This window comes from Neptunomonas qingdaonensis (genome assembly GCF_900113275.1).
In the GTDB taxonomy this organism is placed as follows: Bacteria; Pseudomonadota; Gammaproteobacteria; order Pseudomonadales; family Balneatricaceae; genus Neptunomonas; species Neptunomonas qingdaonensis.
In genome coordinates, this window is record NZ_FOOU01000008.1 from 17,826 (window position 1) to 37,714 (window position 19,889).

The window sequence follows — 19,889 nt, forward strand, 5'->3', positions numbered from 1 at the left end:
TTCTGGCTAAGCTGTTCTATAAATCACCTGGTAACTTGCTATCGTAGTGAGTTATCAGGTTTATAAGAGGTATGAGCGATGTTTAAAAAAGTACTCGTTCCCATTGATCTGAATGAATCGGCTTTCGCAGAAGAAGCGTTAAAACTGGCACTGCGAGAAGTAAAAGATAACGGAGCTGAGTTACACTTGCTCACCGTTGTTCCCGGTTTTACTAACTCATTTGTGGCGGCCTATTTTAGTGAAAAAGACCACATTAAAGCGGTAAAAAAGATTGCCAGTAACTTACAGGATTACTCACATAAAGTGATGCCGGAGGGCGTTCATCCAACACTGCGTGTATACGAAGGTTCTCCTGCAGAGACGATTGTCAATTACATTGCTTCGAAAGAGATTAATCTGGTGATTATGCCGGCGCATCACCGTTCTATAATTGATGAGTTTTTTCTGGGTTCAGTATCTGCCAGAGTGGCGGAACGGGCTAAATGTTCAGTCATGTTGCTTAGGGGTTAGAGGCGATTAAAAAGCTGTTATGCAGGATAATTAATGAAGATCGTAAATACAGAAAATTCGGAGCGCTATAATTGGGGTGTCAACTCAGTTGGCTGGCATTTACTTAAATCTGATAGCTTGAGTGTAATCGAAGAGGATGTGCCTCCAAATGAAAAAGAACAACGACATTATCATAACGAGTCGCAGCAATTCTTCTATGTGCTTTCGGGTGTTGCTCACATAGAAGTTGCAGGGAATGTGGTCGAGGTTAATTCTGGTAGTGGTATTCACGTTCCAGCTCAAGTGCCTCATCAATTAATGAATAATGGCGCAGTGAATTTACGTTTCTTGGTGATATCACAGCCAAAGAGTCATGGAGATAGAGTCAATGCAGAACATGAGCCTGCCTAGGTGCTTGATCTGGGCCGACTCAAAGCTTTTTAGGCGGTTAATTACTATTGAATAATTATCCTTTGTATTTCAATACTAACGCGTACAAAGTAATACATATGAAAACCCCAAGCGCTGGCAGCAATACGAAATCAAGATAACCTACTGCAGATGACATGCCGATAACGCCAAGAAGAATGACCAGAATGGGGGTGAAGCAACATAGCGCCGCGATCACACTTCCAATGATGCCTGTCTTTAGTAGGGTCGTAGATTTTTTCATGGCTATGGTGCCTCCGCACAGTATTTTGAAAGACTGACAGTTGTCTGTAGGCATTATCTTATTAGTCTGTGCACCGCATTCAGGGCAGATAATGACAGACTCATAAATGAGGTTATTACTCATTTGGGAAACTCTTTGAGGCAACACTTACCTGATGGGTTTCTAATATTGCAGGCACAGCTTTTTAATGTGGTTTGCTCGATAACAAAAGCTTTGCTGGCGCTTTGTCCTGTCTGTTCTATCTCCTCCATCACTCGCTTGTTGGTTATGCCAAAGCAATAACAAATAAGCCGATTTTCTTCCGTTGATTTCTGGCCAATCTTTTCACGCACTTCAGCTGCTTGGATAACAAAGCCTTCGTTGGAAAAGTACACAACAGGGCAGGCAACATCTGAGCAAAAGAAAAACGGATCAGCAGGAATTGTTTGGTTTATTGGCGCAGCTACGTGATGCATAAGAGTGACTCTTTCAACGGGTTTCATGCGATTGCGACATCGAGGACATTCTGCTATTTGCCGCTTTTCTTTCTGTGTTTCGACATTAGTTGTTGAACAACAATTACTCATACGGAATTCACTCTATCGGAGTTGAAGGGTAACCAGCATTAGCGGTTGAAGCTGTTAACCAGCACTGCTTATTATTGCTTTCCTGCTCAGATCTCATTTAAAACTATCCTCTTACAGTGATAATATTGAGTATAAAACCTGTAGTAACTACAGAATCAAGCGCGACAGAGATTTATTTCATGATGAAAGAAGATAAGACGTTGAGTATTGGCGGGTTGTCTAAGCTGACTGGCTGTAACATAGAAACCATTCGCTATTACGAGAAAATTGCTTTGTTGCCAGCGCCCTTAAGAACGCAAGGCGGTCACCGCTTATACTCTAATAGCTTACAAAAAAGGCTTATATTCATTTGTAAGGCTAGAGGTCTTGGTTTTACTCTGGAAGAGGTTCGTAATCTATTGGAGCTAATCAATGGAGACTATTCATGCGATGAGGTCAAACATCTGGTGCTTGAGCACCTCAACGTAGTAAAGACCAAAATTGATGAACTGGCCCGACTACAAAGCAGCTTGGAGTTGATGGCATCCCAATGCGCTGGGGGAGACCTTCCCGACTGTGCGGCGATAGACAGTCTATTTGAGAAAGAATAGTAAAGACCATTTTTTACCGAACTGAGTTAGGTTTGATCAATTCAGATAGCACTTAGGCCTCATTAACCGGGTGCATGACATGGCGTTGATGGGGGAGTGCCTCCATTCCTTAAGCGTGTTTTTCCTTCTCATCGTCACCTTTAAACTGTGCAATTAATGTTCTGTTGCGTCCCGATTTTTTTGCATCATAAAGGGCGTTATCAGATAATTTAAGTAACATATCAAGGTCTAATAAAGCATTTTTTCGCGTAACGACTAAGCCTATACTTACTGTGATTTTTATATCGTCTATTGCACTTTCTTCAATATTTCTTCTTAACTTTTCAGCTAATAGAAAGGCGTCTTTTTCATCAATATCCTGCAATAACAATACAAACTCTTCACCGCCCGTCCTTGCTATCAAGTCATGGGCTCTTAAGCTCGAAGTGAATATATTTGCCAGTTTTATCAGTACCTTATCGCCAGTCTGATGACCGTATGTATCATTAACGCGCTTAAAAAAATCAACATCAATAGATAACAATGCAAATGTTGATAAGTTTCTGGACACTTGATAAATGACTTTTTTAACTTGTGCTTGTAGTTCGCGCCTATTTATTAAACCTGTCAGTGGATCCGTCGTTGCGAGATTAAATAACTCTTGCGACTGTTGTTCAAGTTTTTCATTCGCTTGTAACAGCTCGCTATGAAGTTTATCTCGGCTGGCACATTCGTATAGTGACCAATAAGAGATACCTTGCAGGCCTAGTTTTATATTGGCTACAACTGCTATTCTTTGTCCATTTTTACCAACCCAGGTTATCTGAATTTCTTGTGCAATTGATTCATTTATCAAGAGTGGGTAAATATAGCTATCCATAAAAATATTGGAGGCTTTACTCATATATTGAGAGATATTGCTATCAATCATCTGCTTTTCAGGCTGGTCACTTAAGTTGCAGATATAGGCATTGCAACAGATAATTTTTCTATCATTATTTACTATCAAATGGCCCGAATGAAAGTGATCTATATCTTGAAAGCTGCTTGCCGCCATTAGATTATGACTCGACAAATTTAAATACTAACGGAATAATTTCTTGATGATTTGACATATGTAAGCAATGGCCTTCTGCTTCTACCATTCGCAGTTCACTATTAGGGATATTGTCCGCCATATAATGGCCAATACGCGGGCTAGCCAAGGCATCGGATGAACTTTGTAATATCTGCACCGGGCAGGTTATATGCGGTAAAATATGTCTATGATCAGAGAAAAAAGTGGCTTTAGCAAAGGCCTTTGCCACTATCGGGTCTGTACTACAGAAACTTCCGGATAATTCACCAATAAGTTCTTGTGGTTGTGAAGTTCCCATCACGAGTGGAGCTAAATAATTTGCCCAGCCAATATAATTTTTATCCATTAGTTCAATTAACTCTTCCAAGTCACTTCTTTCAAAACCGCCTTCATAATCGGGTGGAATGTTAATAAAACACGGTGATGGGCAAACCATCACAATCTTCTTAATTATGTCGGGCATCTGTATAGAAGCAATTGAGGCGATAATAGAACTGACAGAATGCGCAATAATGATGACATCCCTTAATTGTAACTCTTCAATAATATCTGTGATGTCTTTAGCGTAACCTTCTAATGTCGAGTATTGCTTTTTTGAATAATCATTTAACAAAGAATTTCCAGAGCCAACATAATCAAACAATACAATTTGATAGTGAGCTTCTAATTCAGGCAACATAAATCTCCACATATTCTGGTCGCAGCCGAATCCATGCGCGAGCATTAACGTAGGCGCATTATTTTTTCCTATTACTTTTACATTATTTCGTATTTCCACATTATTCATATTACTAACGTCCAGTTCATTATTAGTTTACAGCCTGAATCAGTGACTCCGTCGGCTGGATAGCGTCACCTTCGTTAATTCTAGCACCGCTTTTGAAAAACAGGATCTTATCTCACCGGTTCAGGTCATTATTCTGTGTAACCGGTTTTCTTTTATGTGCGTGTTTTTATCAGGTCGCTGCGCTGGATGCATCCGAACACCGACGCACCGTGATTCAAAAAGGCTAATTTGCCGTGAGATGAAAGACTTTTAGTGTTGGGCTGCTCAAGCCAGAAGGCGCTCAATTACTAAACGGACGAAAGATCATGGCAGGCGTTGCGACAAAGCGTATCTTACGTAAAGAAAAATCTGGGCCTAAACGTAGGCGGAATTAAGTAAACTGTCCCCGGAATCCCAACGCTAAACGTAGGCGGAATTAAGTAAACTGTCCCCGGAATCCCAACGCTTTTACCGGCCGTACCTCAATATACGATTCCACATTGTCTTCACATTCCCAGCGATCTTATGAGTTATTCTGATCTCAAATCAGTGTCAGGGGATACAAAGATGATTAGTGGAATATCCGCTGCCTCACTGGCGCTCTTTCAGACTCAATCCAGCAGTAATTCTTCTTCATTGTCTACCGATCAGCGCCAGTTAATTGAGGATACTCTGGCTGAATTTAATGTCGACTAACTGACAGAAGCTGACGCGATTTCCATTACCGAAACGTTTGCTGATGCAGGATTTGATGCCTTTTTTGCAAAATATAATGATTGATAAAACACTAACAGGAAATGAACATGCGTAAACAAGTACTCGTTGGAATCACAGTCGCCGTAATCAGCGCCGGCACACTAGTTTCAGCAACGGCTTTTGCTGGCGATTGCAGCGATCGGGATAACGACCATTATAATCGATCAGAAATGATGCAAGACCACAAACACGGTGACCGTTCTGATATGAAAGGTCAGCCTGATGCACGTGGTAAGAATATGCCTATTACACTTAACGATTTGAAACTGTCTGAAGCACAGCAGGATCAACTGAAACAAATAATGCGCCAAGAGCGCAACAATATAATCTCACTAAACGATGCTAAGCAAGATATGCTCGAAGACCTGCGAGATTTAGATGTACAAGCAGCAGACTATGATAAGCAAGTTGAAGCGTTAGTTGTTATGGCCCAGAACCAGGCGGCGCAGCAAATGCGAATCACGACCGATAAAAACCGAAATATTTTTGAAATTCTGACACCTGAACAGCAAAAACAAGTAATAGAGCAGCAGCGCTAAACCTACCTAAAGCCTCCTATCAGAATTTGGCCCGTTTGTACCTCAAGTCATTCTGATAGGAGATTCAGCTACCAACAAATCACGTTATACGAATTCCGGGGACAGTTTACTTAATCCAGCCTACTTTAAGGAAATTGAATAGACTGTCCCCGGTATCCTCGTAAATCAGTGACTGCAAAAAAGCTGTCTAGATGTCTGAAAAGGGTTCAGCTGTCTATCTTGAGGGTAACTGTCTATGACTCCTATCGATAAATCTGGCACCCTCCTGCCCAAAGATTTGACCTGAATGACACAAGAATTCCCTGCGGAGTAGCAGCTGACATATGAATCAACATCTGTTTTTTTTAGGTTAGAACGGCATCAATTTATGTGCTCAATACATTTCAGATGGTTTTAACCATCGCCTGTCTATTTAGTAAAACGTAGTGTTAATTGCAAAGGGTAGTGATCCGATGAGCGGATGTTTGTTAGTACTTTGGCATTTAATATGTCAAACCCTTTACAGTAAATATGGTCAAGGTGTTGAAATAAATGAGCCATTTTAGGTTTGCGAACCAAGTCGACTTCAATTAACGAAAATGACAACGCAAACTCATGAAAGTATCTCAGCCTTTTCCAGTTCCATGTATTGAAATCGCCAGCCAAAATCACTGGTCCTACATGGTGTTCAAGCACTTCGGAAACTGTATCTAAGTGCGCTTTAAATTTAATGAAAGAAACGAAGTTGATCATGTGGGCATTTATTACGAGTAAAGAATCATTCCGTCTGTTTAAGGGATAAATAGTAGTAAGTAGCATTTTCTTTGTTTTTGAGAGCGGCTCACTATGCAACGAAGCCATAACAACTTTAGTTTTGGCAGCCACTGTTGATCCGGTTTTAATGCCTGTTTCGAAGTTGGTGCGAAGATCCCGAAAACTGCGAGCCATAATCCACTGATACTTTGATGATTTTTCAAAATGAGCGTCGAACGGTGAATTTACAATGGTCTCTTGTAAAAGAATCAGATCCTTATCATGACACAGCCTTATAAAATCCTCCTGCCACCCCTTTTTTTTGCACTTATAAACATTCCATATAAGTACATCTATTTCTGGCCCCATCGCAGGCTCAGATGCACTGCCCATGATTTTTAATTTTTCAATTGGGTTAAAACGGCTTTTTATCATTAAGCAAGTATCCTAATAAAACGTTAGCCTGACCCAAAAGGGATCATAAAATGTAGTAAAGCGGTTAGAGGTACGGTGTAAATAATCGTGAGAAATTGTTTCTTATTTTTTTGTAAGTAGGTAATCCCTCAATGTCACTTTTAACAACAAGGACGGCGTTTTTCTTTTTTGACGTAAAGAATTTGGTTAATTCAGTGTTGAGTGTCGAATTATAACATTCAAGATTTATTTCAAAATTGAGTTCTAAACTTCTGGCATCCCAGTTTGTGGACCCGATAAACGACCAAATATCATCAATAAGCGCAATTTTACTGTGATCAAAAGGTCTTTGATTTCGATAAACGCGTATGCCATGTGCCATTATTCTCGGAATGTTCGCATCTATTGCCCAGTCAAAGAACGGAATATTACTACGTTTGGGTATGATGATCTCTATTGAGACACCCCGTAAAGCCGCACCTTGGAGCGCGGTCATTAAGGTCCTATCCGGAATGAAATAGGGTGTCATAATTCTTACGGTTTTTTGTGCGCAGGCTAACGCATTGATCAACGTCCAGCGGATTTTATCGTAGTGTTGATCGGGTCCGTCCTGGATTACCCTGGCAATAACAGCGGCGGGTACTGTCACATTTTTTGTTTCAGGTACATAGCGAGGGAAATCAATATTTTCCCGAGTGGCATAAAACCAGTCTTCTATAAATACCTGACTGATTTGATCGATTACCGGGCCGGTCACCGCAAAGTGAATATCATCAATGGGGTGCAAGGATGATTCGACTAAATTATTTTGGCTGATATTTATGCCACCCATATAAGCGACTTCGCCATCGACGCAGAGTATTTTTCTGTGGTTCCTTAAATTGATAAAACGAATACTCGAAAACGAAATCGTCGGTAGAAAGCGTGCCGTTTTTACCCCCAATTTTTTTAAGACTCTATCCGATTTTCGCCAACTATAGCCGACACCAACGCCGTCGAATAAAACTTGAACTGTTACTCCGCGCCGATGCGCCTGAGCTAAAGCGTCAATGAATTGTTGCCCAAGGGAGTCGCAGTCGAAAATATAACTAGATAAAATAATATGGCGTTTGGCGCAATGGATAGCGTTAATCATCGCCGGGTAAGCTTCTTCACCATTGACGAGAGACGTCACCGTGTTACCCGCTAAATAACTAAATGGGTGAATCGAAAGCCCCGCTACAATCGCTGAATGCCAATTTTTTGGGAGGAGCTGTTGATCAAAACTATTATCCGTGTGGCTTTGGTCTGCTTTGTGCGCGTGTGGCAGAAGCTTTTGCGCTGAACGCTTTATTCGGTTTATCCCGAATAGCCAATAAAATAGACTTCCCAGCATAGGCGATAGGACTACAAGCCCAATCCAAGCGAGTGATGTGCGTTCATTTTCTTTGTACAGCAGCACATGTATCGCGGTCGGAAAAGATACGCTAACATGCAAGAGTCCTATGATGCTAACCCAATGAAAAACGATGTAATCGACCAGTTCCTCGGGCATTATTAATGGTGACCTCAAGCCTGACTTAATAAATATCTAGGGTACTTTATAATGAAAAATAGTCGTGTTAATAGATTTTTATAATAAAACTGCAAATTATCTTATTGGTAGCTTAGATGCTAACTTTATATTCTTAAGCATTGCCATAACGACGACAATTTCAATCGTTTATTTCATTGTTCTGGGTTGGATCATAACACGCATGGATAAGACGTATTTCCTGCGTCAATATATTGCACAAGCGGATCAGACGAATAAAAAAATCTTAACATCTCCTCATAAACAGCTGGTGTGGCTGATTGAATGTGCAAAAATATTGCTGGGTGTGTTGTTATTATCAGCGGGCATAGCGATGCTGGTTTTACCGGGGCAGGGGCTTATCACTATATTGGTGGGGCTTAGCTTGATACCATTTCCCGGTAAACGACGGCTCGAACTATTTTTACTTTCACGCAAGGAAGTCAGATCTTCCCTAAACTGGATTCGAATTAAGGCCAATAAAGATCCTTTTATTTTCGACAAAAAAAATGAGTAAGCGGATTAGAAATCTTGCAAAGTATAGGAAGAATAAAAGCTCTATCTTTCAATACCAATCTAGGATCTTTTTTTATGCCCTGTTATTGGTGCTGACAAGTCACGGAATAATTTAGAAATGAACTCATCCCAGCGCAAGTATAAACGCCATCATTTCCGCCAGAAATCAACCAGCATGCAGTCTGGTTAATATTATCGCTTTAACCTCAGTTATCCAGATGATGAAGACCTGCTGGCTGCAAGTTGATTCATTGTCAACTTTTCGTCAATATCAACGACAAACAGCACCTGTGGCGCACAGTAGATCAGGATGGATATGTGATAGTTGTATTGCTACTTAGGGGTTAGGGGAAACCTCCTAAGAAAAGGGCGCCAGTGCTTCTTATACTTGGCGCCCTCAGGTTCGCTGTTAGTTAATTCGCGTCTTCACAAAGCTGCCGGGTGCCGGCTCCAGTATCGGGTAGTCTTTATTGCCGACGGCTTTGGGTGCCTCAACTTGCTTGCCAGCGCGCTTTTTCACCCAGGGAGCCCAGTGGTTCCACCAAGTACCCTGGACGTCTTTGGCGGTTTCCAGCCAGTGATCGTGGCCTTTACCGATTTCACCATTAATCCAGTGGTTGCGGCGATTCTTGGAGGCGGGGTTAATGACGCCGGCCACGTGGCCGCTACCACCCAGGACGAACTCGACGTTGGGGATGATATCGGTGGCGGCGAAGGTACTTTTCCACGGTGCGATGTGGTCGTCAATGCAGGACAGGAAGTAGCAGGGGGCACTGATTTTTCCGAGGTTGATTTTTTCACCACAGATGGTGAGGCAGTCGGGCTTGATCAGATTGTTCTGCTGGTACATGTTGGTTAGGTAGTAGTTGTACATGTCCGCTGGAAGGCTGGTGGGATCGCTGTTCCAGTAAAGAATGTCGAAGGGGGCAGGGGATTTGCCCTTAAGGTAGCTGTTGACCACGTTGGACCAGATCAGGTCATTGGAGCGTAGCAAGTTGAACACGTTGGACAGGTTTTTACCGTCCAGCACGCCGGCAGCGTTGACGTCCCCCAGGATTGTATCCGGGTCGTCTAGGAATACCCCAATTTCACCTGGATCTTCAAAGTCTGTGAGCGTAGTAAGGAAAGTAGCGGAGCTGATTGTGTTGTCTTTGCGTGCGGCCAGGACTGCCATGGCGCTCGCCGTGATAGTGCCGCCCACACACCAGGCAACACAGTTGACTCGCTTGCTACCGCTAACCGCTTTGGCAACTTCCAGGGCCTTCAATACGCCGCTTTCTATGTAGTTGTCCCAGGACAGATGGCGCTGCTCCGGGGTGGCGTTAACCCAGGATACCAGGAATACAGTATTGCCCTGATCTACGGCGTATTTGACAAAGGAGTTATGAGGCTGCAGATCCAGAATATAAAACTTGTTGATACACGGCGGAATGATCAGCAGAGGCCGTTCGGCGACGGTGTCCGTAGCCGGGCTGTACTGGATCAGTTGCATGAGTTCGTTTTCGAAAATGACAGAGCCTGGCGTGGTAGCTATGTTTTCGCCGAGGGTAAAGGCCGTTTCATCGGTCATGCTGATGCGGCCTTTATCCATATCTTTTATTAGGTTCTGCATGCCGTCCATCAGGCTCTGGCCCTTGGTATCAATGGCTGTCTGGATGGCTTCGGGGTTAGTGGCGATGAAGTTGCTGGGGGCAAGGGCATCAATATACTGCTGGGTGTAAAATTCCAGCTGCTTTTGTTTCTTCGGATCCAGATTGGCGTTGCTGGCCGTTTGCTGCATCATGTGCGAGGCCATTAAATAGGACTCTTTGATGTAGTTAAAAACCGGATTTTCACTCCATTCCTGGGAATTAAAACGGCGGTCTCCCGCGGCAGGCTTGGTGGCTTTCTCAGAAGAAGTGCCGAGTAGTCCCGCCCAGAGTCCCAACTGGTTTTTCTGGTAGTCACTGATAGCTTTCATCACGTCATCGGGCTTGTGCGGGGTCTTTAACATCTGGCCCCAGGCCTCGTTGAGTTTCACCCAGTCGTTCTCACCGGAGCTGGCTTTGCCGCCGAACATCTCCATTAATTTTTGGGTTTCTGTGGTCATAGCAGTCAGAAAATCTTGGGTTACCTTATCAAGGTCTTTATTGTCCATGCGCTGATCTCCGATATCGAGTGAAAGAGCGGGCCGGCCAGTAGCTGCGCCAAGTGTACGATATAATATACCAAGCTATCAGATGCTTTGTAATACGACGTTTTCATCTGGCTTTGGGGCACATCCAAAGCGGTCAGAAATCCCGCTGAAGGGCTTTGTTAAGCAAAACGCCTGGAATTCGATCGTTTTCTTATTCGAACTTGCGCCCTTCGCCAGCTTCCTCATGGGTCACGCCGTCGCGGATGTGGTAGATGCGCTTAAAGGTGGGAATGATCTTTTCGTCATGGGTGACGACGATGATGGCGGTCTCGAATTTTCTGGCCATGTCGTTAAGGATGCGGATCACCGCCATAGCGCGCTCGGAATCCAGCGGTGCGGTGGGTTCATCCGCCAGGATCACAGGCGGACGATTGACCAGACCGCGTGCAATCGCGACTCGCTGCTGTTCGCCACCGGAAAGTTGAGAGGGCATGGCGCCGGCCCGGTGTTGCACATCCAGCGCGGTGAGTAGTTCAAGCGCTTTTGCACGTGCCTCGCCGTTGGGTACGCCAGCCAACATGGGCAGTAGCGCCACATTGTCGGTGACATCGAGAAATGGGATTAGGTACGGAGCCTGGAATACGAAACCGATCTTGTCTCGTCTGAGTGCCCTCAGGTCACGAACTTTCCAGCCCTGATCGTAGATTATTTCATTACCCAGAATCATGCGGCCCGCTGTGGGGTCGATTACTGCGCCTAAACATTTCAGCAAGGTGCTCTTGCCCGAACCGGAAGGGCCGATGAGTCCGACCACTTCGCCAGGCGCCACATGCATGTTGACATCTTTCAAAGCATAGACGGCAGTATCACCTGAGCCATACCTTTTTTTCAGATTCTCAATGCGAATGCCTTTGCTGTTCATTTCAACCTCCAATGGCTTCTGCCGGATCGACTTTAAGTGCAGCACGAATCGCTATGGCGCTAGATAACACACAGATCAGAATGACAATGGCGAAGCCGCGGACAGAGTCGAGAGGCTCAAGCAGCACATATTTCGGGAAAATGGGTGCCATAAATAGGGTAGCGGTTATCTTGCCGACGACGAACCCGATTACGCCAAGTGCAATCGCCTGTTGCACGATCATCGCGGCAATGGTCCGGTTGCGGGTGCCTATCAATTTGAGTACCGCAATCTCACGGATCTTACCCAGTGTTAACGTGTAAATAATGAAGGCAACAATGGCCGCGCTGACAATTGAGAGAATGACCAGAAACATACCGATCTGTTTTGCCGAGGTAGCAATTAGCTTGCCCACCAGTATTTGCTCCATCTGGCTTCGGGTATAGACTGTCAGTCGCTTCCAGCGGCGGATTGACTCAGCTACATCCTCCGCGCTATATCCCGTTTCTATCCGCACCAGGGCAGCGTTGACATATGGGTTGCTGCTTTGTGAAGTGATGACTGCATCGAGTAAGCCCGGGGAGCCAGGACGATTGAAGGCCGGGTTAGCTTCGGTGCGTCGTCGGCTTTGCCAAATGGCATCATTGTCTTTAAGGAACTGAGCCTCCTGGGCGTCTTTTAGCGGGATGAACACCATAGGATCCCCGCCAGAAGAAACCATGCGTCGGGTCAGCCCAACTACTTTATAGTGGTTTCGGCGGATGGTGAGGTGATCACCCAGATTGAAGCCAGTGGCGATGTCAGCCACTGCCTCGTAGTGACTGCGCGTAATCTGTCGTCCCGCTACAAGGTAAGGCGGCCACCCAGGTGTGGTTGCCTTACCGGGTGCGATACCTACTATCATGGCTCGCACATCTCTCGCCTCTTTGCGCACCTGCATAGTGAGGTAGGTGACATTAGCGACCGTTGCCACCCCCTGCATGCCGCGGATACTACGCCAGGTATCTTCGTAGAGACTGGACGGCTCCGCATAGGGACCAAGCGTGTCTTTTTGTACCACCCAGAGATCCGCACGGCTGTTATCCAGCAATACTTTGGCATCGTCAACCATGCCTCGGTAAATACCGGCCATAGACAGCGTCACTCCGATCAACAAGCCAAGACCAACGCCAGTAAAGACGAATTTACCCCACGCGTGCATGATGTCACGTCCAGCCAGACTGATCATGGTGAAACTCCGGGAATGATGTCAACTACATGGATGCGGCTGTGTAACGTTAGCGCCTTTTCGCTATAGCTTACGACCTTGTCCCCATCCTTGAGCCCTTCGCGTATCTGCACGTGCCCATCCAGGTCAGAAGCGCCGAGCTTGACCGGGGAGAAACGCAGATCGCCATCGAGGATTTGCCAGACACCGACGTTGCCTCCTTCACGCTGGATGGCTGCGTTGGGGATTACCGGAGCGGCGGGCAGCGGGGACAAGTCAACTGTGACTTCGGCGAGTTCACCCACCGGCGGTAAGTGCTGGGGGACCGCATCAAAGACTACTTTGGCGAGCAACTCTTCGGTCACTGCGTCGGCGATGGGTTCCACCCGAAACACTTTACCTTGCAACACTTGATCGCTACGCGAACGCAGGGTGATATGAGCCGACAGACCTTCCGCCAGTCCCGATGCATTGATCTGGTCGAAGCGCACATTGATCCACAAACTCTTGGGGTCGATCAGTTCCACCACGGCTTGACCCGCGACGACCGTCGTTCCGGGGTCGGCATCGCGTACCGCAACTACACCGTCGGCCGGCGCGATCAGGCGCAGGTTGTTTCTTTGCACAACGAGCCCTTCGCGATCAGACTGCGCACGGGCAACATCTTCTCGTGCGGCGGATAATGCGGCCTCTGCAATCTGCAATTCCTGCCGTTTCGTTGTGACAGTTTCCTCGCTGGTCGAGCGCACCGCGAATAATTTCTCATAGCGGTGTGCCTGACTTTTAGCGTAGGCTTGCCGCGCTATAGACTCGCGCAAAGCTGCTTGTGCACGTCTGAATGCCGATTCCTGTGAGCGCACCCGATCATCAAGATCGACCGGATCCATCTCGCCAAGTACCTGTCCGGCTTTGACCAGTTCGCCCACCTGTACTTCCAGATGTTTAACGCGCCCGGCTATTGTTGGGCCGATCTTGTAAGTATAGCGAGCCTCCACCGTACCTATGCCGAAGAGCGCCGGTGTGACTGGCTGTGATTCTACGCTTACAACTGTCACCGCGACGGGAGCGAGCGGGCCTGATCGCAGGCCGACATAGATGAAGAGTGCTAACAATGGAATAATAACGACAAGCATCGCCAGGGTGCGGCTTTGCAAACCTAATTTTTTCATTACGTACTCCTTATGCCACGCCGATAAATGGCAAAGACGCGCGGCGCATCCCGCTGCATACGTTCCACATCACCTGCCAACATAGATTGCATGACCAAGCCCTGGATCGTGCCAATGAACAGTAGCGCCGCTGCCTCGTTGTCAAGCGAGGGAAGCAACTCACCGTTGGTTTTGCCTTTTTCGATATGACGATGCAAGCGTTCGCCATAGTGTTGAAGCAGAGTCTGCACCATGCGTTTGGCCGGAGTCGGTTCGGCACGCTGGAGTTCACCAAACATCATTCTGGGCACGCCAGGGTGCTCGGCTACGAAGTCGATATGACTCATGAACATCGCCTCCATGGCGGCCAGAGGTGACTCAACCCCTTGTGCGGACCGGTCAATTCGGGCCAATAATCGCTCTGCTACCCACTCCATGACCGCTTGCCAAATCGCTTCCTTGTTCGGGAAGTGCCGAAACAGCGCACCCTGGGTCAAGTTCATGTGTTTAGCGATGGCCGCCGTGGTGATTTCGCTTGGGTTTTTTGAAGCGGCAAGGGCTACGACAGACTCGACAGTAACGGCACGACGCTCTTCTGCTGGCAGGTTCTTTGAATGGGTAGCCATGATCGCTCCTAAAAGATAGTAATTAATTACTATCTTATTCTGATTAGCGACTAAAGCAAGAAATAAGTTGAAATCCGACGCGTTCGTTAATGTCTGGTGTTTGTATTGAGTTTCCGAGCTTTACTTTTTCTTTCGAGGCTCAGCCTGAAGGGTTTTACTCTGGCTTTTTGGGCAAAGATGTAATGATAATATCTTCGAATATTTCTAAAGGAGGTATCCGCCAACCCTCGAGCGCTATGGATCCGGGTTTCAGTCGCACCGGAGCTGAGTAATTAAGTAAACTGTCACCGTAATTCGTCACCGTAATTCTCAGCGTAATCCAGGCTATGGTTTTTTCGCGGTTGTATCGGTATTGTGAGTGTAAGCGCTCGTTATGTTGGGCGTCGTCACCTAAAGACGGTTAGAGGGAGCTTGTATTTGAACACTGATCAATGGCTGATTACCGCCGTGCTGATGCTGACGCTGCTGCTCTTTGTCTGGGGAAAGTATCGCCATGACGTCGTGGCCGTTATGGCACTGGGGCTGTGTGTGCTTGCAGGCCTGGTGGCGGCTGAGGATGCTTTTGCTGGCTTTAGCCATCCGGCCGTCGTCACGGTAGCCGCGGTGCTGGTGATCTCCGATGCGCTGCGCCGTTCCGGTGTGGTGGACATGATCGTACAGAAAATACTGCCCTACACCGAAAACCCGCTAAGCCATATTCTGATCATGACCACGGTCGTGACGGTGGCATCTGCCTTTATGAATAACGTGGGGGCGCTGGCGCTGATGCTGCCTGTGGCGCTGGCGACCTGCAGCAAGCACCAGCGCTCGCCGGCGCTGATTCTTATGCCGCTGGCCTTTGGCAGTATTCTGGGAGGTATGACGACTGCCATCGGCACGCCGCCCAATATTATCATTGCCATGATGCGAGCCGAGGTGAGCGGGGAGTCATTCAACATGTTTGATTTTTCGCCGGTAGGGGTGTCCATCGCCATTATGGGCGTGCTCTTTATCACGCTGCTGGGCTGGCGCCTGATACCGGCAGCCCGCCTCAAGAGTAGCTCGCCGGAGCAGCTATTTGCCATTGGTGAATATCTGACAGAAGTGATAGTGACCAAAGGTTCTGCCTTGGAGGGGCGGCCGGTCGAGGATATCGACGGTCTGGATGAAAGCAGTATCGAGGTGGTCGGTGTGGCCCACCGCCATGGCAAAACGCTGTCGATGCGCCCGGGGCAACTGCTCAATGCCGGCGATATTCTGATTCTGCAGGCCGACCCGTCTCAAGTGCAGCCTTTGATCGACAAGAATGATCTGGAACTGGTCACCAGTGCCGACAAGAAATTTACCGAGCTGACTCAGGGTGATCTCACTCTGGTAGAGGGGGTAATCAAGAAAGGTTCGGTGCTGGAGGGACGCGATGTGTCCTTATTGCGCAGGCTCAGCGGCAGTTCTGTGGCGTTGGTCGGGCTGGCTAGGGAAGGGCAGCAGGTTCGCCGCCGGCTAAGGCGCGAGCAGTTTAAGGCCGGTGATATCCTGTTGTTGCAGGGCGCTGCAGATGGTGTCGATGAACAGCTCAGCGAGCTGGGCATGCTGCCACTCGCCGAGCGCAACCTCAACCTGGGACAGCCGAAAAAAATTGCCATCGCGCTGGCCATCTTTGCCATCGCCATTGCGCTGGGCGTTGCCAAGGTGTTGCCGCTTGCGATCGTATTTTGTCTGGCCGTTGTGATCTATTTGCTGCTGGATATTCTGCCGGTGCGCAACCTTTATGATGCCATCGACTGGCCGGTGATCATCCTTCTTTCGGCTATGATTCCGGTGGGCTCGGCACTGCAGAGCACGGGGCTTACGCAGTTGCTCGCCACGCAGTTATTGGCGCTGACCGAGGGTATTCCGGTGTATCTGGTTATCGGTCTGGTACTGGTCGTCACTATGTTCCTGTCGGACATCATCAATAATGCGGCCACGGCCGTGATCATGGCACCCCTGGCCTACGGTATCGCCTTGGGCCTGGGTGTCAGTCCGGATCCGTTTTTCATGGCGGTGGCAGTCGGTGCATCCTGTGCCTTTCTGACCCCGATCGGGCATCAGTCCAACACTCTGGTGATGGGGCCGGGGGGATACGCCTTCGGGGATTACTGGCGCATGGGGTTGCCGCTTGAAATAATGATTGTGTTGCTCGGTGTGCCGCTGATTTTACTGGTCTGGCCACTCTAGAATTACGCTCAGAATTACGCAATCAGCAGAACTGAGGAATTAAGTAAACTGTCCCCGGAATCAATAAAATGGTTGGAGACAGGTTTGCCTGCCTCCAACCTTACCATTACGATGAAATCGGAATGCGTCTCACCGCTTCGTTTGGCGTTGCCTTACGCGGTATAGAGAGTGTCAGAAGGCCGTTCCTCATAGTCGCCGTCATACCTTCTGTATCGGCATCATCCGGCAACGACAATGTTCTTTGAAACGACCCCGAACTTCGCTCAACCCGATAATAGTGTTTGTCTTTATCTTCATTTACCTCCTCTTTTTGGCCCTGAATAGTCAGCACATTACCTTGGAGATCGATATGTATGTCATCTTCCGACAAGCCGGGAAGCTCGATAGATATCTCGTACTCTTTTTCACCTCCTGAAACATTTAATTTAGCTCGGTAAGCGCCTAACGCGGCGTTATCAAACAGCGAACTGTCTGAAAGTGGAGCGCTACGTTTTAAGGCGGGCGATGAAGTAAACCCAAATGAACGCCACACATCATCAAACAAGCGATCCATCTCTTGATGTAATTGCAAGAAAGACCCTGCCGCTGAGTCCGCCACCTGCGGTGGTTGGCTCATTTCTGGCGCATAATCGGCACTGGCTTTATTTTTTGATACGGGTATTTGGCTGCCCGAGTCTTCTTCGTGTTTAAACCAGTTCCAAGGTTTTAGTTTTTCAAGATTCATTACTATAACCCTCACAATAAATTAATTTATTAAGCCGCATTAGCGCCCTTAGCCTCTATTTTCTCTTCAGGCTTATGCACTTCTGATAATTGGCCATTAGTGTTAATAGCAATGGTCTTAGGCTTTATGGCTTCAGGTGTTTCTTTGACCAAGCTGATAGTCAGCAAGCCATTAACCAAATCTGCACCGGTCACCTCGATATGGTCGGCCAAATTAAACTTACGCTCAAATGTCCGATTTGCTATACCTCGATGCAAAAACTTAGCTTCATTTTTCTCTGGCTTGTTGCCACGAATTGTCAGCATGCCTTTATCAACTTGTATATCGATCTTTTCTTGTGAAAAACCAGCCACAGCAAGTGTGATTGCATAGCGGTTTTCATCGAGCATTTCGATATTGTATGGGGGGTAGCCGTTAGTATTTGTTTCGCTTGCTAATGTTTGGTTTATCAATGACGCTAAGCGATCGAAACCAACACTACTGCGGTATAGAGGGGTTAAATCAATTGTGTTCATAATAAGACCTCCATAAGAAGCGAATTAAAATAATCAACAATCATGTCGGGGAAGCTTCCATTTAGGACAGACTTGCCTTAAATCTTATGTAGGGTCGCCAAATACTTTTTCAAGCGATTTATAAAAAAATTAACAATCTCATTATAGTGCTGGGTACATGAGATCGAATTGAAGATCACCAGTAGTAATCCAGAGAATGATGAAATGATGTGTAATTTCAGAATACTGCTTCTGTCTTGATGATGGTATTTTTTCTATACGTGCTTTCAAACTGAAAGCTTCTTAGCTATCTAGTCGCGGCTATCCCGTTAAACGGAATTGAGTTGACGTAAGGCTTAATTGTAAAATTGTTCGGCCCACCAGTAGGTTACATCCGCTATAGTGCGAATCAGTATCTTGTCTCAGAGTAAATTATGTGGACACGTTGCGTGTGGGAGAAGCCCCCATTAGTATTGGTTCATTATGCATGTAGCGTAGCTGGATGATTTTACAGCATGTGAGATCGATGAAAATAATCAAATAATAACGATGGTGAGTTCAGGTATGTTGAAGAGATTTTTTTCTGCGTTTGCGCTTTCTATAGTGGTATTCATAAGTGGCTGTAGCGATGGGGAGCCAAAAGTCGATGGGCGTTGGTATACTCAATCTCAGGTTGATAACGGTAAACAATTATTTCTTGCGCAATGTGCTAGTTGTCATGGCGCTTCTGCTCAGGGAACGGCGGATTGGAAGACGCCGTTGGCCGATGGTAAATACCCGCCGCCTCCGCTAAATAGCACGGCTCATGCCTGGCACCATCCTTTGAAGGGACTCAAGCTAACTATTCAGAACGGCGGAATCGCTCTGGGCGGCAGTATGCCGGCGTTTGCTGATAAGCTTTCAGAAGAAGATCAGGATGCGGTGATAAGCTTCTTTCAGAGTAAATGGCCTGCAGAGATATACAGTGCTTGGCTAGAGAGAGGGGGGCTCGAGTAAATTCAGGTAATTTGACACAGAACAAATTTAATACAGAAAAAGCACAAATAAGCATTTTGGAGAATAATAACTAGTATTATGATTCCATTATGTTTTGGGGACGTTAGTACGCTTCTGGATTTAATTGCTAAGGGTGATGTTGCTGCCAGATAAGCGTGTTGAAGAAAAGCGTTGGGGGTATATTTGATTGTTACTATTGGCTTTTAATCCCCATAAAAACTAGGTATTAGATGGGCTTAGGTGTTAGATTAGACTAGTTGTTAGATCAAACTAGGTGTTAAATGAGACTAGGTGTTAGATGAGAAGAGTGGCAAAAAAGGTTTTGATAGTATTGTGTATGCTGGTGGTGACAACCGCACAGCTTTACAGCAGTGCCTTTGCTATGCCTATGCCTATGGATACTGGTTCTTCATCAACGTCCAAAACAAATGCGTCTCAAGCCTATGCCTCCCAAACCCATACGTCTCAAGCCCATGCCTCCCAACCCCATGCGTCTCATGTGATGCACACTAATGAAAACGTGCAAACAGTTGAAGAAAGCTGTTGTGAGCTAATAGCAACAGAGAAAAACAATCACTGTACTACTATGACAAACGGCGCCACTATGCAAAACGGCATCACTCCGGAAAATAGTAGCGTGAATCATTGTGATGAAATGGCTAATTGTGCTCAGGCGCATTGTGTTAATCCGGCAACCGCTAGCCTCTCAATCTATTTTTTCTATATGAAGGCATTTAGTACATCCCACATTGCTATTAACTACTTGCTGATTGATCAGCATGGTAGCTCGTTATACCGCCCTCCCATATACCGTTGATGAACTCAGCCGTT

The 19,889-nt window shown here is 46.5% G+C and carries 22 protein-coding genes; 9 read left to right on the forward strand and 13 right to left on the reverse strand.

The window, feature by feature from the left end:
- The first annotated feature begins 78 nt into the window (after positions 1 to 78).
- Positions 79 to 510 (forward strand): universal stress protein, encoded by a 432-nt coding sequence (locus tag BM099_RS12225; RefSeq protein ID WP_090728414.1) that lies wholly within the window; start codon positions 79 to 81, stop codon positions 508 to 510.
- A 33-nt stretch (positions 511 to 543) separates the two neighbouring features.
- Entirely contained in the window at positions 544 to 900 is a 357-nt protein-coding gene (locus BM099_RS12230; protein WP_090728415.1) for a cupin domain-containing protein, read from the forward strand.
- Positions 901 to 955: 55 nt separating this feature from the next.
- Here the strand turns inward: BM099_RS12230 and merF are convergent, their stop codons facing one another.
- Together merF and BM099_RS12240 are read right to left on the reverse strand one after the other, a co-directional pair.
- Positions 956 to 1,285: a mercury resistance system transport protein MerF gene (merF, locus tag BM099_RS20685; protein ID WP_232349013.1), complete on the reverse strand. Its 330-nt coding sequence runs from the start codon at positions 1,283 to 1,285 to the stop codon at positions 956 to 958.
- Positions 1,282 to 1,728 (reverse strand): putative iron-sulfur cluster-binding metallochaperone, encoded by a 447-nt coding sequence (locus BM099_RS12240; RefSeq protein WP_269750481.1) that lies wholly within the window; start codon positions 1,726 to 1,728, stop codon positions 1,282 to 1,284. The genes merF and BM099_RS12240 overlap by 4 nt, the downstream gene beginning before the upstream one ends.
- Before the next feature lie 179 nt (positions 1,729 to 1,907).
- Here BM099_RS12240 and BM099_RS12245 point away from each other — a divergent pair, with 179 nt between their 5' ends.
- Positions 1,908 to 2,318: a MerR family transcriptional regulator gene (locus BM099_RS12245; protein ID WP_198064151.1), complete on the forward strand. Its 411-nt coding sequence runs from the start codon at positions 1,908 to 1,910 to the stop codon at positions 2,316 to 2,318.
- A gap of 109 nt (positions 2,319 to 2,427) precedes the next feature.
- On the opposite strand, the gene BM099_RS12250 is transcribed toward BM099_RS12245, so the two are convergent.
- Entirely contained in the window at positions 2,428 to 3,354 is a 927-nt protein-coding gene (locus tag BM099_RS12250) for a GGDEF domain-containing protein (protein WP_090728417.1), read from the reverse strand.
- A gap of 4 nt (positions 3,355 to 3,358) precedes the next feature.
- A complete protein-coding gene (locus BM099_RS12255; protein WP_090728418.1) occupies positions 3,359 to 4,162 on the reverse strand; it encodes an alpha/beta fold hydrolase in 804 nt (267 codons plus the stop codon).
- Positions 4,163 to 4,708: 546 nt separating this feature from the next.
- Here BM099_RS12255 and BM099_RS20820 point away from each other — a divergent pair.
- Complete coding sequence (locus tag BM099_RS20820) at positions 4,709 to 4,837, forward strand: hypothetical protein (RefSeq protein WP_269750482.1); 129 nt, start codon at positions 4,709 to 4,711, stop codon at positions 4,835 to 4,837.
- A 107-nt stretch (positions 4,838 to 4,944) separates the two neighbouring features.
- Positions 4,945 to 5,436 carry a Spy/CpxP family protein refolding chaperone gene (locus tag BM099_RS12260; RefSeq protein WP_177201169.1) on the forward strand — a complete coding sequence of 164 codons (492 nt, stop codon included), beginning with the start codon at positions 4,945 to 4,947 and terminating at the stop codon, positions 5,434 to 5,436.
- Between the two features lie 408 nt (positions 5,437 to 5,844).
- Here BM099_RS12260 and BM099_RS12265 read toward each other — a convergent pair whose 3' ends face one another.
- Together BM099_RS12265 and BM099_RS12270 are read right to left on the reverse strand one after the other, a co-directional pair.
- Entirely contained in the window at positions 5,845 to 6,603 is a 759-nt protein-coding gene (locus BM099_RS12265) for an endonuclease/exonuclease/phosphatase family protein (RefSeq protein WP_090728420.1), read from the reverse strand.
- A 64-nt stretch (positions 6,604 to 6,667) separates the two neighbouring features.
- On the reverse strand, positions 6,668 to 8,116 hold the full coding sequence (locus BM099_RS12270) for a phospholipase D-like domain-containing protein (RefSeq protein WP_090728421.1): 1,449 nt from the start codon (positions 8,114 to 8,116) through the stop codon (positions 6,668 to 6,670).
- A gap of 64 nt (positions 8,117 to 8,180) precedes the next feature.
- Between BM099_RS12270 and BM099_RS20570 the strand changes: the two genes are divergently transcribed.
- Positions 8,181 to 8,651, forward strand: coding sequence for a hypothetical protein (locus BM099_RS20570; protein ID WP_090728422.1), 471 nt, complete (start codon positions 8,181 to 8,183; stop codon positions 8,649 to 8,651).
- Between the two features lie 408 nt (positions 8,652 to 9,059).
- Here the strand turns inward: BM099_RS20570 and BM099_RS12280 are convergent, their stop codons facing one another.
- The 5 genes from BM099_RS12280 to BM099_RS12300 all read right to left on the reverse strand — a co-directional run bounded on the left by BM099_RS12280 (position 9,060) and on the right by BM099_RS12300 (position 14,648).
- The gene (locus tag BM099_RS12280; protein WP_090728423.1) at positions 9,060 to 10,787 is read right to left on the reverse strand and encodes a PHA/PHB synthase family protein; all 1,728 of its coding nucleotides are present in this window, start codon (positions 10,785 to 10,787) and stop codon (positions 9,060 to 9,062) included.
- A 190-nt stretch (positions 10,788 to 10,977) separates the two neighbouring features.
- Complete coding sequence (locus tag BM099_RS12285; RefSeq protein WP_090728424.1) at positions 10,978 to 11,688, reverse strand: ABC transporter ATP-binding protein; 711 nt, start codon at positions 11,686 to 11,688, stop codon at positions 10,978 to 10,980.
- A gap of 1 nt (position 11,689) precedes the next feature.
- Positions 11,690 to 12,895, reverse strand: coding sequence for an ABC transporter permease (locus BM099_RS12290; protein WP_090728425.1), 1,206 nt, complete (start codon positions 12,893 to 12,895; stop codon positions 11,690 to 11,692).
- On the reverse strand, positions 12,892 to 14,043 hold the full coding sequence (locus BM099_RS12295) for an efflux RND transporter periplasmic adaptor subunit (protein ID WP_090728426.1): 1,152 nt from the start codon (positions 14,041 to 14,043) through the stop codon (positions 12,892 to 12,894). Before BM099_RS12295 ends, BM099_RS12290 begins: the two co-directional genes overlap by 4 nt.
- Positions 14,043 to 14,648, reverse strand: a complete 606-nt coding sequence (locus tag BM099_RS12300) for a TetR/AcrR family transcriptional regulator (protein WP_090728427.1) — start codon at positions 14,646 to 14,648, stop codon at positions 14,043 to 14,045. Before BM099_RS12300 ends, BM099_RS12295 begins: the two co-directional genes overlap by 1 nt.
- Before the next feature lie 417 nt (positions 14,649 to 15,065).
- Here BM099_RS12300 and BM099_RS12310 point away from each other — a divergent pair, with 417 nt between their 5' ends.
- Positions 15,066 to 16,844 (forward strand): SLC13 family permease, encoded by a 1,779-nt coding sequence (locus BM099_RS12310; RefSeq protein WP_090728429.1) that lies wholly within the window; start codon positions 15,066 to 15,068, stop codon positions 16,842 to 16,844.
- Between the two features lie 106 nt (positions 16,845 to 16,950).
- Here BM099_RS12310 and BM099_RS12315 read toward each other — a convergent pair whose 3' ends face one another.
- Complete coding sequence (locus BM099_RS12315) at positions 16,951 to 17,568, reverse strand: Hsp20/alpha crystallin family protein (protein WP_090728430.1); 618 nt, start codon at positions 17,566 to 17,568, stop codon at positions 16,951 to 16,953.
- Positions 17,569 to 17,597: 29 nt separating this feature from the next.
- Complete coding sequence (locus tag BM099_RS12320; RefSeq protein ID WP_090728431.1) at positions 17,598 to 18,083, reverse strand: Hsp20 family protein; 486 nt, start codon at positions 18,081 to 18,083, stop codon at positions 17,598 to 17,600.
- 543 nt (positions 18,084 to 18,626) lie between these two features.
- Between BM099_RS12320 and BM099_RS12325 the strand changes: the two genes are divergently transcribed.
- Positions 18,627 to 19,058, forward strand: coding sequence for a c-type cytochrome (locus tag BM099_RS12325; RefSeq protein WP_090728432.1), 432 nt, complete (start codon positions 18,627 to 18,629; stop codon positions 19,056 to 19,058).
- 307 nt (positions 19,059 to 19,365) lie between these two features.
- Complete coding sequence (locus BM099_RS12330; RefSeq protein WP_143083770.1) at positions 19,366 to 19,875, forward strand: hypothetical protein; 510 nt, start codon at positions 19,366 to 19,368, stop codon at positions 19,873 to 19,875.
- Positions 19,876 to 19,889: the final 14 nt, after the last annotated feature.

Excerpts from the sequence above, each read along its gene's own strand:
- BM099_RS12225 (WP_090728414.1), top strand. The coding sequence starts at position 79 with ATGTTTAAAAAAGTACTCGTTCCCATTGATCTGAATGAATCGGCTTTC.
- BM099_RS12230 (WP_090728415.1), top strand. The coding sequence starts at position 544 with ATGAAGATCGTAAATACAGAAAATTCGGAGCGCTATAATTGGGGTGTC.
- merF (WP_232349013.1), bottom strand. The coding sequence starts at position 1,285 with ATGAGTAATAACCTCATTTATGAGTCTGTCATTATCTGCCCTGAATGC.
- BM099_RS12240 (WP_269750481.1), bottom strand. The coding sequence starts at position 1,728 with ATGAGTAATTGTTGTTCAACAACTAATGTCGAAACACAGAAAGAAAAG.
- BM099_RS12245 (WP_198064151.1), top strand. The coding sequence starts at position 1,908 with ATGATGAAAGAAGATAAGACGTTGAGTATTGGCGGGTTGTCTAAGCTG.
- BM099_RS12250 (WP_090728417.1), bottom strand. The coding sequence starts at position 3,354 with ATGGCGGCAAGCAGCTTTCAAGATATAGATCACTTTCATTCGGGCCAT.
- BM099_RS12255 (WP_090728418.1), bottom strand. The coding sequence starts at position 4,162 with ATGAATAATGTGGAAATACGAAATAATGTAAAAGTAATAGGAAAAAAT.
- BM099_RS20820 (WP_269750482.1), top strand. The coding sequence starts at position 4,709 with ATGATTAGTGGAATATCCGCTGCCTCACTGGCGCTCTTTCAGACTCAA.
- BM099_RS12260 (WP_177201169.1), top strand. The coding sequence starts at position 4,945 with ATGCGTAAACAAGTACTCGTTGGAATCACAGTCGCCGTAATCAGCGCC.
- BM099_RS12265 (WP_090728420.1), bottom strand. The coding sequence starts at position 6,603 with ATGATAAAAAGCCGTTTTAACCCAATTGAAAAATTAAAAATCATGGGC.
- BM099_RS12270 (WP_090728421.1), bottom strand. The coding sequence starts at position 8,116 with ATGCCCGAGGAACTGGTCGATTACATCGTTTTTCATTGGGTTAGCATC.
- BM099_RS12280 (WP_090728423.1), bottom strand. The coding sequence starts at position 10,787 with ATGGACAATAAAGACCTTGATAAGGTAACCCAAGATTTTCTGACTGCT.
- BM099_RS12285 (WP_090728424.1), bottom strand. The coding sequence starts at position 11,688 with ATGAACAGCAAAGGCATTCGCATTGAGAATCTGAAAAAAAGGTATGGC.
- BM099_RS12290 (WP_090728425.1), bottom strand. The coding sequence starts at position 12,895 with ATGATCAGTCTGGCTGGACGTGACATCATGCACGCGTGGGGTAAATTC.
- BM099_RS12295 (WP_090728426.1), bottom strand. The coding sequence starts at position 14,043 with ATGAAAAAATTAGGTTTGCAAAGCCGCACCCTGGCGATGCTTGTCGTT.
- BM099_RS12300 (WP_090728427.1), bottom strand. The coding sequence starts at position 14,648 with ATGGCTACCCATTCAAAGAACCTGCCAGCAGAAGAGCGTCGTGCCGTT.
- BM099_RS12315 (WP_090728430.1), bottom strand. The coding sequence starts at position 17,568 with ATGAATCTTGAAAAACTAAAACCTTGGAACTGGTTTAAACACGAAGAA.
- BM099_RS12320 (WP_090728431.1), bottom strand. The coding sequence starts at position 18,083 with ATGAACACAATTGATTTAACCCCTCTATACCGCAGTAGTGTTGGTTTC.
- BM099_RS12325 (WP_090728432.1), top strand. The coding sequence starts at position 18,627 with ATGTTGAAGAGATTTTTTTCTGCGTTTGCGCTTTCTATAGTGGTATTC.